Genomic DNA, 13,113 nt, shown 5'->3' with positions numbered 1-13,113 from the left:
GTTCCCAATATACTTAATAAATTGAATTTATAATAAGTTTAGGTTAATTTTAGCACTCACTCACATAAACCTCCATTCGTAGTACTAGTTAACTTTCTTGTAACTCCAAACTGCCAATAAATTCATCACGACTGCATAAATGACCGTTTTTATAAGCTGCGGAGTCATTTCAGACAATCCTGATCCTTTTAACATGACCATACGAATAACTTCAACAAAATAACGAATAGGATTTAACTCTGTTAGTCTCTGAGCCCAAGGAGGCATACTCTCTATTGGAGTGAACAACCCGCTCAACAAAATAAAAATTACTGCAAAAAACCAGGCAATAAACATGGCTTGTTGCTGGGTTTCCGTAAAATTTGAAATAAACAAGCCCATTCCTAAAATCACCAAAATATACACTCCTGTATAAACATAAAGAAGCCACATACTCCCCAACATTGGAACATTAAAGACAAGTTTAGAAATACCCAACCCAACAGAAAGGATTATCATTCCAAGAACCCAAAAAGGGAATAGCTTTCCAATGATAAACTGGCCTTTCTTTATAGGGGTAACATTAATTTGTTCAAGAGTTCCTATTTCTTTCTCACGAACAATGTTCATGCCCGATAAAAAAAGAGTAATCATCGTTACTAATAAAACAAGTATTCCCGGCACCATAAAGGTTTTGTAATTGAGCGTATGGTTATACCAAAAGGAGGGAATACTTTGTATAGAAATAGGTTTATTATTCCCTAATAAAGACGCTTTCATCTCTATACCTATGTTTTTTTGATACCCCATTACTAGCTGTTGTACATATACATTCATCACTCCGGCAGCAGCCCCATCAATTGCGTTTATGGTTGATCCAAGGATAACGGTCTCTCCATTATAAAGTCCGCGCTCAAATGCATCGGGAACATTTATAACAATATCAACAAGACCGTCCTGCATAGCGTGTTGTGCACCATTTTGAGATGAATATTCACCAATTACTTCAAAATAGTCAGAAGCGTCAAATTTTTGCATTAATGCCCTTGAGCTAGGGGAACGATCATTATCAACATACCCCAATCGTATATTTTTGATTTCAAATGTAGCCGCATTAGAAAGAATCACTAGTTGCAAAATGGGAAGAATAAATATAATTGGCAACATTCCTTTGTTGCGGAATATTTGCTTAAATTCTTTCTGTATTAAATACCACAATATACTCATTACTCCAACCTTATTTTATATTTCTTGGCGCTGAATCCAATAAAAAACAAACACATTCCTAATAAAACCAATGTTTCTTTCCATAAAAGAGAAATTCCAACCCCCTTAAGCATGATTCCTTTAAGAATTACAATAAACCACTTTGCTGGAATGATATTACTAATAAACTGTAGAGGTAATGGCATACTAGAAATCGGAAATATGAATCCAGATAATAGTATTACTGGTAACATTAAGCCCATTAAAGAAAGCATCATAGCCATCTGTTGAGTGGTTGAAATTGTAGATATAAATATTCCTAGAGATAGTGATGTCACTATAAACAAAATACTCTCAAATGCCAACAAGAATAAACTACCATGGATAGGCATTTTAAAAACAAACAGACTCATTACAATAATCACTACTGCATTTATTAGCGACAAAAAAATATAGGGTATTACCTTCCCTATAATTACCTGATAGGATTTTAATGGGGAAACCAATAATATTTCCATAGTTCCCAACTCCTTTTCCCTTGTAATAGAAATGGAAGTCATCATTGCAGAAACAAGCATTAAAATAACCGTCATCACTCCGGGAACAAACATAAACACACTTTTTAAAGAAGAATTATATTGCATTCGTGTTGCCACATTAATTGACTGATGTTGTGGGCTATACTCACCTTGATAATCCACCAAAATAGATTGCACGTAATTGTTGATTGTATTAGCAGTATTGGGATCGGTAGCATCAGTTATAACCTGAATTGCAGCACTGCGCTCTTTTTCTAATAAGGTACTAAAGTCATTTTGAAAGAACAAAACTGCTTTTATATGTCCGTCCTTAAAGGCTTCCTCTATAGCATCCGTATTTGAAAGTACCTTACTAACTTTAAAATAAGGAGACGCCTCTATCCGGTTTATAATCTCTTGAGTATTTACGTCTTTGGAAATATCCAAAACAGCAATCTGTACACTGTTAATCTCATTGCTAATAGCAAAACCAAATAGTAGAATTTGGGTTATGGGCATTCCAAATAATATGATCAATGACCGTCGATCTCTGAAAATATGGTAAAACTCTTTCTTTATAAAACCCATAAATTGTTTCATCCTCTAGCAAGTTTTAAAAACACCTCATTCATGCTTTCCACCACAAATTGTTTCTTTAATTCATTGGGAGTATCAAGTGCTTCAATTTTCCCATCAACCATGATCGACACTCGATCACAATATTCAGCTTCATCCATATAATGGGTCGTTACAAAAATAGTCGTCCCCTCATGAGCCGCCTTATAAAGCATCTCCCAAAATTGTCTACGCGTAATTGGATCCACCCCTCCAGTGGGTTCATCCAGAAAAACTATCTCAGGACTATGTAACATGGCCACCGAAAAAGCCAATTTCTGTTTCCATCCCAAAGGCAGAGAACCGACTAGTGAATTAGACACCTCTTGCAGTGAAAGTTCCTTGACTAATTGTTGTGATTTCGAATGAATTTGTTTCCTGGTAAGCCCATATATTCCACCGAAAAAAGTAATGTTTTCTTGGACAGTCAAATCATCATATAAAGCAAACTTTTGGCTCATATAACCAATATGTTTTTTAACTTCTTCAGCTTCCCTACACACATTGAAATTCGCTACAATTGCATCTCCTTCAGTTGGGGCAAGGATCCCAATAAGCATTTTAATGGCCGTAGTTTTACCTGCACCATTTGCACCTAAAAATCCAAAGATTTCACCTTTTTTGACATTAAAAGAAATGGAATTAACTGCCGTGAAGCTTCCAAATTTTTTGGTGAGATTTTGAACCTGTATTATATTTTCTTGTTCCATTTTATCGAGCCAATTCCATAAAAACATCCTCTATTGTAGGTTGTATACTCGAAACTTTAACATCTGAAATACCACAACCTACAAGGTAAGCATGTATCTCTGTTTTAACGTCTGTTTCTCTTTTGTCAACATAATGCAATGAAGACCCAAAGGGATAAACCGTATGGACAAATGAATACTGTTTTAAATGCTGAATCATCAAATACATTTCATTAGCTGAAATACTATAAATAGATCTAGGAAAATGATTGGTAATAGTGTAAGGAGTACCAATTTTTAATATTTTTCCCTGATGAATAAGAGCCACCCGATCACAGAGTTCAGCCTCATCCATATAAGGTGTTGAAACCAATATAGTGATTCCTCTCTTTTGAAGTCTCTTCAACATTTCCCAAAATTCTTTACGAGAAACTGGGTCCACCCCTGTTGTTGGCTCATCTAAAAACAATACCTGAGGTTTATGAATAAGTGCACAACTTAAAGCTAATTTTTGCTTCATCCCGCCTGAGAGCTTTCCAGCTCTACGGTTTTTAAAAGGGGAAATCTGATCATATATATCTTTTATTAGCTCATAATTTTCCGCTACAGTTGTCCCAAAAATGGTAGCAAAAAAATGTAAGTTCTCTTCTACCGTTAAATCTTGATACAACGAAAATCTACCAGGCATATACCCCACCTGATTGCGGATTTCCCTATAATTGTGCACTACATCATTTCCTGCAACCACTGCATTCCCATTGTCAGCTAAAAGAAGGGTGGTTAATATTCTAAACAAAGTTGTTTTACCTGCACCATCTGGACCAATAAGTCCAAATAATTCCCCCTCTTTTACTTCAAATGAAACGTCATGAAGAGCTTGAACCTCTTTATAGGATTTAGAAATATGACTTACCAAAATACCCATGCCATAGCCCTATTGAAAATACGTAAAGTAGGCCTGTAAATGATCCTTAATGTGCATTGTTATTTCTTCGCCTTGCTCAGTTGTCTGAACTTCACTTAGGTTTTTCAACTCATCCATCAACGGATATAACCAAATATGTAAATTATCATGTGATGGTCCTTCCATAGTACATTTTTCTACGATAGTATTTTTAAACTTATTTAGATCAGAGGCTAATGACCGATAGGCATCAACAGATACACTCTGGTCCTCAGAAATCCTTTGTAACATATCGTTTACTCCATGAGTAGTTTCAGAATTTGCCATCCATTTTCGCTCTCCATCTAGCATAATTTCATTACGCCAGTTCATAGGCATACCATGATTCATCTCCACGGAATCATTACTTTTGGTTGTCTTCTTGGTATTGTTTGAATTACAACCAACTAATACCAATACCAGAAAAAACACACCTACTGCCTTTAATACACTTGTTTTCATATCTCTTTTATTTAAATGATTATTCTTTACCTGTCATCCATACCTCTGCAGGCATACCTATTTTAATACTACCATCATTGACTACCTCAACCTTGATTGCGTACACTAATGCTGTCCTTTCCTCCTTCGTTTGAATAATTTTTGGAGTGAATTCTGCTTCAGAAGCCACCCATCTAATCACCCCTTTAAAGCTTTTCATTTGATTCTCCGAATCAATTTTAACCGTGACCTCTTGACCAATTACAAAACTTGCCAATTGTGTTTCGTTTATATAAGCACGCAATATCATATTTTTTAAATCTGCAATCTTATATAAAGGTTTTCCGTAAGCAGTTATCTCATAAGGTTCTACATAGGTGGTCAAGACTGTTCCTGCAATCGGGTTTCTTATTTCACATTTTGATAACTGGTCCTCAACCAGTTTTAATTGAACATCAACACTTTTAAGCTCATTCACCACAGGTGCATTTTGAATTTCTACACCCCTTATTTGCTTCTTATACACCTCTATTTCCCCATCAACTGCTTCCTTTTGTTGTAAGGTAGCAGCATTGTCTTTAAGCATTCTTTCCAATCTTTGTTGTTGGAGTTGGGCAGTGCTAAGTTTAGCTTTCAAAACATCTATTTGCGATAATATACTTCTAGATTTTGAGACAACCATTTCTCTGGCTACCATTAATTCTTCCCTTTTAATTGATAAGGGTATAGTATCAATGTATCCCACCAATACATCCTGAGGAAGGACGTCACCTTCTTCTACGGAAAAGGATACCAATTTACCAGTTGATTCTGCAGAAATAAGTACTTCAGTAGCTTCAAAATTCCCATAGGCATCAGCCTTGTCATTTGATGTAGAACACGAGGTTACAATTACATATGTAATTGAAAAAATTAGTAGTATATAATTAATTTTCATTAGTTTATGATTTTTTCTTTGGGCTTAAAACGCACTTAAATTCCCTTTGTTAAACTATAGTTTGCCTGAACCAATAAGAATTGTAATTTATGCATACTTAATTGATTTTCAGATTCATACAATTTATTTAGATCCACCAAATAGGCGGAGGTTGTAATTACCCCATTTTGCATTTGTGAAGCTGCAGAAATCACTACTTCTTTTCGCAGTTCTACTAATGCCAAATCTGCCTCTATTAATTGCTTTAATTTTTCTAGTTCAATGCTTTGCTCACTAAGAGCTCGTTGCATTGTGAGATTAAAAACAGCCTCTTCTGTGGTTATTAGCTCTCTGGAAAGCTGAAGCGATTCTCGTTTCTTTTTAGAGGCATTCCAATCTAAAATATTCCACTGAAGCTGCATGCCTACTACATAAAATGGTTGAAATGAATTTTCGAGCATGTTTAAAGCAGGATTTCCATATCCTCCAGTGGCGAAAGCTGAAACAGAAGGAAGTAGGTCTTTTTTAATAATTTCTTCTTGAAGAACTAGAGTTTCCTTTCTGGAAGCAAACAAATTCACCTCTGGTCGATCTTTGTACACCATTGGTGTCGTAAATGATGGACGATTTAACAAGGCTCCTAATTCAAGTTCTTTTCCTATGAGTAGGGACAGAGATTTATACATAGTTTTCTCCCATTGTTCAACTGTGATCAATTGTTGCTTTAGCAGGATAATCTCCGCGTCTAACACCTGTTGTGAAGATAAAATCAACATACCATTCTGTACCCCAGAACCAACTTCTATTCGCTTTTCCTCCAATTGTTTACCGCGAACTACCAGTAATTCACGTTGTTCCTGAGCTAATAATATGGAAAAATAGAGCCTATTTACCTCCCATTTCATTTGATAAAGTTGCACCTCAATTTCCCTTTCCTTTGCTATAGCTTTTACAGACTCAAGGGAAAGATTAGCTCCTATTCTACCACCAGCATAAATAAGTTGCTTCATGGTTAACGTACTACGATACTGATCTTTGCTCAATGGCTCTATCCCTAAATTTGGTACAGGGACATGTGTTACATCACTTTGGTATGTTGCTTGAGCTGCTAATTCAAGGGATGGAAGTTGTTGAGATTTCATAACAGCCTTTTGAACCTCTAACTGTTGTTGGAGCAAGCCCTTTTGAGCAGCCAACGGATAGTTCATTTCCAACAGATCATAACAATCTTGCAAGCTATAGAATGGTTTTTGCGACCATCCGCTTACCGATATTATATACAGGACAAATAGGATAAAATTACTCTTCATATCAATGTACTTTAATAGCCTGAATTATAAAATCAGCCACCAATTCCTTTCGTTCTTCCACCATTTGATGGTAGCTATTATCATCCATTGCAGTAATCCCTTTAATTAGTGGTTTACCTAAAAAAGGGAAAATATTAAGGGCCATAATATTGACAAATAACTGCTCTGGATTAATTGATCTAATTTTCCCTTGGTCTATTTCCATATTCAGTTGAAGCCTGAATTTATCCAAATTTGGAAATTGACCAAAAGCACCAATTTGTTGAACAAAATCTGGATTTCGATTTAGCTCCTGAATTATAAATCCTGGAAGATAGGGTTGCTTTATCATAAAAGAAGTATAACTTTTGGTGAACTCCCTAACCTTGCATTCAATACTTGATTCCTGATTTAGAATTGCATTGAGTTGAGGAGCAAGGGCAGTGAAAGCATGTATAAAAACAGCCTCAAAAAGCTGTTGCTTACTTCGATAATAGTAATGCAGGAGTGCTTTGTTTATTTGAGCTTCATCAGCAATTTCCTGCATACGAGCTCCGTCCATCCCTTTACGTATAAAAACTTTTTTTGCCGCCTCAAGAATTAGTTGCTCGGTTTTAATATCCGTCTTCTTCATTTTAATCTTTTGGTTTAACCATTTGGTTAACAAAACTACAAAAAAAATGCTATCACAGCATTTTTAACTATAAAATAACGTAACTATTTATTTTTCAGTGGAAAAAGAATACTCCAAATTCCCCTAACCTGGTTCTCAGTATATCCAAACGCCAAATCCAATGGATACAGTTCTTTAATTTTATGGTATACTTCTGGTCTGATTTTTTCAGTTTCACCATGACATTGCAAGCACATACTATTAGTCATGATTGGATAATAAAATTGTACTTGATCTTTACTCATTTCTACAATTGGTTGGGGCTCTATCCCACTTTGCATATCACTTTGAAATTGATGTATATACCTAGTTTCCATCTCCGAAGCTTTATTCAATGAATTCCGATTTCTATCAGATATTCGCTTTATAGACACTCCATTCACCACTCCAACGCTGTCGGTAATTGGAATTGCATTCGTACTACAAAACTCCAAAGCATTCAATACGCCATTCTTCTGAATAGTACCCATCAATTCCTTCCCCAAGATTTCTTTAGTCTTTAGAGCAATTTCTAACCCTTTTGTCTCCCAAGATTGTTTCATATAGTGACTACCATCCTGCCTACCCTTCACATTTTCCTTTGCTCCTTTCTGTTTAAATCTCCCTTTACCCATTTTTTCCCAATGAGAAGGGAACCAAATTGGAGATTCAATAGTATAGTCATACAAATAGGACGCAATTTCAGTGATACTTCCATTAGGAAATTGTTGGTAAGGCATTAGTCCAAACTTCCGAACCGCTCCAGGCATTAAAGATGCTTCTTCTGAAGGCCTATTAACAAAATCTATCATGGCTTTCACAAAATCATCCTTCTTGGGATATTTCTCAATATAATGCATTTTTACCGCAACCATAGGTGGAGCAATTCTGCCTTCACCTTGCGGAGCAGTTGGACTATGACACACATTACAATGTTTTTCTAGCAATAATTTAGCCTGCGGATCTTGATACACTACTTCTATCTCATTAGTCGAGGATAATGCTAAATATTCGTTCTTGGAAGAACCTCCACATGAGGTCATCCCAATTAGTAAGGTAAGTGAAACTAATGACTTCATACCATTATTTTGAAGGATTTCTGATGAAAGTATTGAATAGCAATCCTCCCATAAAAGCACCATAAACTGTTGCAGTAAATGGTCTAGAAGTTATTGGACATGTGCCACTTACGCAGCCAATAAAATAATAATAAGCATAGCCCATAATTGCTCCAAACAACGCACCCAAAGAGGTGAAGATTACTTTTTTATTAAGGATTTTCATATGATTTATATTACACCAAAAATACCTCAACTTAAAAAAAGCATATGTAACCTGGGTTACTTAACCCTAAAATGTTCCAACCAGACCTACTTTCTGAGGACCTAATCGCAAACTCCATTGAATCATAGGCTTTTGCCTATCACTTTCATAGCGTCCTTCTTTTTTGAGGTAATTATCTATACTATCAACCACCGCCACACTTATAGCAATACCTAGTGCCACATCCGTAACCCAATGAGCTCCAGCCCATAACCGTGATACTGGCGTAATCATACCGGCGGCATAAATACTGTAACGCACCAATGGATTTTCAAATTGTTTACCTATCGCATAGGCAGTAGTAAAAGAAAGCATTGCATGTCCTGAAGGAAAAGAATGAAATGCAGCTTCCTTATTAAAAGGATCAAATGTCAGGGCTCCTTCTCCTGCAACAGGACGGGCTCTGCCAGCAACCGTTTTCAAAACAGTTTGCAGAACACCAGATGCAGTTGCAGACGAAATTAGAAGAACTCCAGTGCGCCGAATATCATCATTTTTAGTTATTAATCCCAAGGCATAAACACTTCCTGTAAAACCATAATTATAAAGTGGTTTCCCAAAATAAAATCCAAAATCTCTTATTCCTTGAGGTACTCCAGCCGCTTGATTTGTAAAGTACTCATTCCCCTCTTCATCAATTAAATGTAATAATACAGTTCCAGCAGTCACCGCTCCCAGGGTTACAAAATCATCCTTTTCCCAACGAAAAGGACTCGTATAGGCATGTTTAACTCCACCAAAAACTGAAGCTCCATCATAGGCTAATTTTTTCCATAAAGAAGAGCTGTCAACAGTGGAATTATTGACCAATTCTTGTGCTGATACTCCGAGTGATATTAATACTAATCCTCCGGTAATTAAAAGTCGTTCAATTCTGTTCATAGCACTAGGAATGATTGTGTGCCCAAAGTTACACAATCAGCTTAGAAAATATCCGTATTTTTGCATTTACAACTAAAGGTTTACCAAGGCATGAATGTTCCACTATTTTCAGAATCTCCTTTTGAGCTACAGATATCGTTTCACAAATTAATTGAAACACTGGAAAATATTGCCCAAACAGACGCAGTTCCATACAGAGTTGCTTATGCTCAGTCGTTATTAAATGAAGTCAATAAAGTACCCGAGTTAAGGGAGGGTATTCATTCCATGGACATAATTACCAAGAACGAACCTTTAATTAAAAGTCTAATGAGTGATCTGTTTCCTACAGCACTTACCAATAACGAAATTAAGGCCGTATCTATACCCTTTCAAAATATTGCCTTTAATTTTACAGAACGTTTTAAGAAAATCCTTGAAGAGGCGGGGGAATCATTTGATATGACGATTCGGGATTTTGATGAACATCAGTTCTACATTATGAATTGTTGCCTTATCTTAAAACAACATTACAACCAAACCTTGGATCTCAGTAAACCATTGTTTTATGACATTCCAGATGCCAAAGGCATAATGCATCATTATCGAATTATGTATAATGGGGATTTCATTGAACTTTTCCCTAAAAAAGAATTACCAATATTGTCGCAAGACAAAATTGATTCCCTCATGGATAATTTCGACAATCTAACTTTATGGAAGGAAACTTTTCCTCCTAATAGTTGGATTATGAAGGGCTTTGGCATTGTAATTCTTTTTGACGTTTCTGTGGAAAACGCCCTTTCAAACCTTAAAAGTAACCTTTTACGAAGTGAACCAGACCAAATAGTTCGAGGAGAAAATATTGAAAACATTTTTAGGTCTATTTTCAAAGTTCCTGATCTTAAAGTTGGCTTTACTCCATACATTCAGGAAGAAAACAAGTTTAAAATGGTGTCATCAAAGGATAAATTTACCAGCTTTATTCTTTTAGATAGCGAGGAAGCAGATTGTAAAAATGCATTATGTGGTTGTTCATTCGAGACGTTAATGGAGGAGAAAAAGTACTTCAGCATTTCTCATATTTCCAAATTTTCAGAAAGTCCTGCAAACAAAGCTATGGGACAACATCTACTTTCTCAAGGAATAGAAAGTTGTATCATGGCCCCTGTTGTGAAAGACAATACTATTTTAGGAATCATTGAACTTGCCTCATCCCAGCCGGGAGCCTTAAATAGTGTTAACGCTCACAAACTAGATATTGTGCTACCTTTTGTTACAGACACTTTAGATCGTTATTACAGTGAGTTTCACAATCAAATTGATGCGGTTATTCAAAAGGAGTACACCTCAATTCATCCAAGTGTTTCTTGGAAGTTTAAACAAGAAGCGCAAAATTTCTTAGTTGAAAATAGCCAAGGACGGGACTATACTTTAAAAGAAATAGTTTTCAAAAATGTATATCCTCTCTATGGACAAATCGATATAAAAGGCTCCTCAGAGACAAGGAATAAAACTACCCAAACTGACTTATCAAGTCAATTAAGAGTCATAAGAGAACTTATGGAAGAGGTCAAATCCAAAAATCAATTTCTGTTATTTGAACAACGTATTTTTGAGATAGAAACCATGCTAAATGAGCTTTCGATAGGAATTAATGCCAATACAGAATTACAAATACAACTATATATACAACAAGAAATTCATCCACTTTTCGAAAACGCTGATTTTACCCACGATGGAAAGAAAAAAGTGAAAGCTTATTTTGATGCTATTGATCCTAAAATGGGCACCTTTTATCAAGCTCGAAAAAAATTCGACACCACTCTTGCTATTATTAACAAAAAAATGGCTTCGCTTTTAGATGAAAAGCAGGTTGAAGCACAAGCGTTTTACCCGCACTACTATGAACGCTTTAAAACTGATGGTGTAGAACACAACATGTATATAGGTGCTTCAATTGCTCCTCATAAAGAATACAACACCATCTACCTACAAAACTTACGTCTATGGCAATTACAGGTCATGTGCGAAATGGAAATGGCTCATCACGACATAAAAACTTCGTTGCCATTTCCTCTTGAAGTAACCTCATTAATACTAGTATCTCATTCTCCCATTGCAATTCGTTTTCGCATGGATGAGAAAAGATTTGATGTGGATGGAACCTACAACGCTCGCTATGAGGTAGTCAAAAAACGTATCGATAAAGCCTATATTAAAGGAACCAGAGAACGTATTACGGAACAAGGGAAAATCACCATAGTATATTCTGGCAAACAGGAAGAAACTGAGTATATGAAATATATCCAATTCCTTCAATTTAAAGGAATCCTAGATATGGAGGTAGAACAATTTGAAATTGAAGACCTGCAAGGTATATTCGGATTAAAAGCAACTAGAGTAAAAGTGCTACATGTAAAAAGTGGAAACCGACATAAATATAGCTATGAAGATTTATTGAACGAACTTCTGAACTAAAATCCAGCACTTCTAAATGCCCATACAAAGGTTGCCACTGATACAATAATGCCAATCATAAAAACCGTATAGGTAATTCGTAATAATTTATACTTTCTATTAAGAACCAAACCAAGATAATACAAATCCTTTATCATGGAATCATAGAGGTAATCCCTATCTTTCATCACCTCATTTACCGCTTTTAAGTACGACTCTATTGGCATTTTATAAAAATTACCAAAAAACAAAAGATTAACTTTTTTCTGTGCGACATCTTCAGGAGTAAATACTCCTCTGGTTACCTTTGGTCTTGTAGACATTATAGCAAAAATTATCGAAGCAACGCTAAATAAAAGCATAACCAAGGTAGGCATTATTAAATGTGCATTACTTGGCGCATCTAACTTAGGTATAAGAGTAGATAAGGCAATTGAAATGATTATTGCATTTACAGACAGTAAAATATTGGCTTTGCTATCTGCAATCTCACTTAATCGGGTATGATTATTTAGTGTCACCCTAAACATCGTTTCAATACCACGTTCAGGGCGTTCCATTTTTTCAAGTTTTTTCTTTTTTAGATCAGTTTTGGTGATATCTCCTTCAGTGAGTTTTGTAATTCTTTTTTGAACCTGAGCAATTGTAAGCTCCTTTAAGGGTTGCCAATTCTTTTTGGCATATTCAGTGAAGAACCGATGTCCATAAAGCAAAATTCGTTGGTTTTCATACGCCCATTCAAGATCTGTATAGGTCTTACCTACTGTATATTGTAACTCAGCTCTGAGAGACTCACATATAGATAAATAATGTTCACTAGTGAAATGTTTGTAATCAGCATCTCGCAGAATTTTTTCAAGTACTGTTTTCGGCTCACTTTGTGCTTCCGTAGCCAAAATTATAGAAGCCACTTTCAATTGCTGTTCTATTGAAAACCCCTCAGTTGCCATAAAATCTTTAGCAATTTCAGCACTTCTTTCTTCATGGTTCTTACATCCTTCAATATAGCCTGTATCATGAAACCAAGCTGCCAACTCAACTAACAACGATTCCTCAATTGAAAGATTTTCATTTTCAATCAATTCCTTAACACCTTGGATCACTTGCAAAGTGTGTGTAAAGTTATGATAGGTATATGATGTAGAAAGTTTATCTTTGAATAACTGAAAAACAAACGCTTCGGCTTTGGGCAGTACACTCATCTTATTATGATTAACCGTA

Annotated in this window: 13 protein-coding genes; 1 reads left to right on the top strand and 12 read right to left on the bottom strand. The window is 35.7% G+C overall.

From position 1 onward, the window contains the following. Positions 1–84: 84 nt before the first annotated feature. From PT603_RS11860 to PT603_RS11810, 11 genes are all read right to left on the bottom strand, one after another. Positions 85–1,206: an ABC transporter permease gene (locus PT603_RS11860; RefSeq protein ID WP_008236176.1), complete on the bottom strand. Its 1,122-nt coding sequence runs from the start codon at positions 1,204–1,206 to the stop codon at positions 85–87. Next, on the bottom strand, positions 1,206–2,303 hold the full coding sequence (locus PT603_RS11855; RefSeq protein WP_008236187.1) for an ABC transporter permease: 1,098 nt from the start codon (positions 2,301–2,303) through the stop codon (positions 1,206–1,208). Before PT603_RS11855 ends, PT603_RS11860 begins: the two co-directional genes overlap by 1 nt. After that, positions 2,300–3,028 carry an ABC transporter ATP-binding protein gene (locus tag PT603_RS11850; protein ID WP_050951107.1) on the bottom strand — a complete coding sequence of 243 codons (729 nt, stop codon included), beginning with the start codon at positions 3,026–3,028 and terminating at the stop codon, positions 2,300–2,302. The genes PT603_RS11855 and PT603_RS11850 overlap by 4 nt, the downstream gene beginning before the upstream one ends. Position 3,029: 1 nt before the next feature. Then, positions 3,030–3,932 carry an ABC transporter ATP-binding protein gene (locus tag PT603_RS11845; RefSeq protein ID WP_008236193.1) on the bottom strand — a complete coding sequence of 301 codons (903 nt, stop codon included), beginning with the start codon at positions 3,930–3,932 and terminating at the stop codon, positions 3,030–3,032. Between the two features lie 9 nt (positions 3,933–3,941). Then, positions 3,942–4,412 carry a hypothetical protein gene (locus PT603_RS11840; RefSeq protein ID WP_008236201.1) on the bottom strand — a complete coding sequence of 157 codons (471 nt, stop codon included), beginning with the start codon at positions 4,410–4,412 and terminating at the stop codon, positions 3,942–3,944. 19 nt (positions 4,413–4,431) lie between these two features. After that, positions 4,432–5,328 carry an HlyD family secretion protein gene (locus PT603_RS11835; RefSeq protein ID WP_008236204.1) on the bottom strand — a complete coding sequence of 299 codons (897 nt, stop codon included), beginning with the start codon at positions 5,326–5,328 and terminating at the stop codon, positions 4,432–4,434. Positions 5,329–5,363: 35 nt separating this feature from the next. Continuing rightward, positions 5,364–6,617 carry a TolC family protein gene (locus tag PT603_RS11830; protein WP_040488485.1) on the bottom strand — a complete coding sequence of 418 codons (1,254 nt, stop codon included), beginning with the start codon at positions 6,615–6,617 and terminating at the stop codon, positions 5,364–5,366. Between the two features lies 1 nt (position 6,618). Continuing rightward, on the bottom strand, positions 6,619–7,230 hold the full coding sequence (locus PT603_RS11825) for a TetR/AcrR family transcriptional regulator (RefSeq protein ID WP_008236206.1): 612 nt from the start codon (positions 7,228–7,230) through the stop codon (positions 6,619–6,621). Between the two features lie 83 nt (positions 7,231–7,313). Beyond that, positions 7,314–8,327, bottom strand: coding sequence for a Tll0287-like domain-containing protein (locus tag PT603_RS11820; protein WP_040488486.1), 1,014 nt, complete (start codon positions 8,325–8,327; stop codon positions 7,314–7,316). A gap of 4 nt (positions 8,328–8,331) precedes the next feature. Beyond that, positions 8,332–8,532, bottom strand: coding sequence for a DUF6132 family protein (locus PT603_RS11815; protein ID WP_040488487.1), 201 nt, complete (start codon positions 8,530–8,532; stop codon positions 8,332–8,334). A 66-nt stretch (positions 8,533–8,598) separates the two neighbouring features. Continuing rightward, on the bottom strand, positions 8,599–9,453 hold the full coding sequence (locus tag PT603_RS11810) for a phosphatase PAP2 family protein (RefSeq protein ID WP_008236208.1): 855 nt from the start codon (positions 9,451–9,453) through the stop codon (positions 8,599–8,601). 90 nt (positions 9,454–9,543) lie between these two features. On the opposite strand from PT603_RS11810, the gene PT603_RS11805 reads away from it, so the two are divergent. Beyond that, positions 9,544–11,913 carry a hypothetical protein gene (locus tag PT603_RS11805; RefSeq protein ID WP_008236210.1) on the top strand — a complete coding sequence of 790 codons (2,370 nt, stop codon included), beginning with the start codon at positions 9,544–9,546 and terminating at the stop codon, positions 11,911–11,913. On the opposite strand, the gene PT603_RS11800 is transcribed toward PT603_RS11805, so the two are convergent. After that, a complete protein-coding gene (locus PT603_RS11800; RefSeq protein ID WP_008236214.1) occupies positions 11,910–13,094 on the bottom strand; it encodes a Pycsar system effector family protein in 1,185 nt (394 codons plus the stop codon). The two genes, PT603_RS11805 and PT603_RS11800, sit on opposite strands and share 4 nt — an antisense overlap. Between the last annotated feature and the right edge of the window lie 19 nt (positions 13,095–13,113).

The organism is Imtechella halotolerans (assembly GCF_028743515.2).
In the GTDB taxonomy this organism is placed as follows: domain Bacteria; phylum Bacteroidota; class Bacteroidia; order Flavobacteriales; family Flavobacteriaceae; genus Imtechella; species Imtechella halotolerans.
The sequence above is the reverse complement of the archived record's forward strand: the minus strand, read 5'-3'. Positions and strand labels throughout refer to the sequence as shown.

Coding starts and splice junctions, on each gene's coding strand:
- PT603_RS11830 (WP_040488485.1), bottom strand. CDS start 6,617: ATGAAGAGTAATTTTATCCTATTTGTCCTGTATATAATATCGGTAAGC.
- PT603_RS11855 (WP_008236187.1), bottom strand. CDS start 2,303: ATGAAACAATTTATGGGTTTTATAAAGAAAGAGTTTTACCATATTTTC.
- PT603_RS11815 (WP_040488487.1), bottom strand. CDS start 8,532: ATGAAAATCCTTAATAAAAAAGTAATCTTCACCTCTTTGGGTGCGTTG.
- PT603_RS11845 (WP_008236193.1), bottom strand. CDS start 3,932: ATGGGTATTTTGGTAAGTCATATTTCTAAATCCTATAAAGAGGTTCAA.
- PT603_RS11805 (WP_008236210.1), top strand. CDS start 9,544: ATGAATGTTCCACTATTTTCAGAATCTCCTTTTGAGCTACAGATATCG.
- PT603_RS11840 (WP_008236201.1), bottom strand. CDS start 4,412: ATGAAAACAAGTGTATTAAAGGCAGTAGGTGTGTTTTTTCTGGTATTG.
- PT603_RS11850 (WP_050951107.1), bottom strand. CDS start 3,028: ATGGAACAAGAAAATATAATACAGGTTCAAAATCTCACCAAAAAATTT.
- PT603_RS11810 (WP_008236208.1), bottom strand. CDS start 9,453: ATGAACAGAATTGAACGACTTTTAATTACCGGAGGATTAGTATTAATA.
- PT603_RS11820 (WP_040488486.1), bottom strand. CDS start 8,327: ATGAAGTCATTAGTTTCACTTACCTTACTAATTGGGATGACCTCATGT.
- PT603_RS11835 (WP_008236204.1), bottom strand. CDS start 5,328: ATGAAAATTAATTATATACTACTAATTTTTTCAATTACATATGTAATT.
- PT603_RS11825 (WP_008236206.1), bottom strand. CDS start 7,230: ATGAAGAAGACGGATATTAAAACCGAGCAACTAATTCTTGAGGCGGCA.
- PT603_RS11860 (WP_008236176.1), bottom strand. CDS start 1,206: ATGAGTATATTGTGGTATTTAATACAGAAAGAATTTAAGCAAATATTC.
- PT603_RS11800 (WP_008236214.1), bottom strand. CDS start 13,094: ATGAGTGTACTGCCCAAAGCCGAAGCGTTTGTTTTTCAGTTATTCAAA.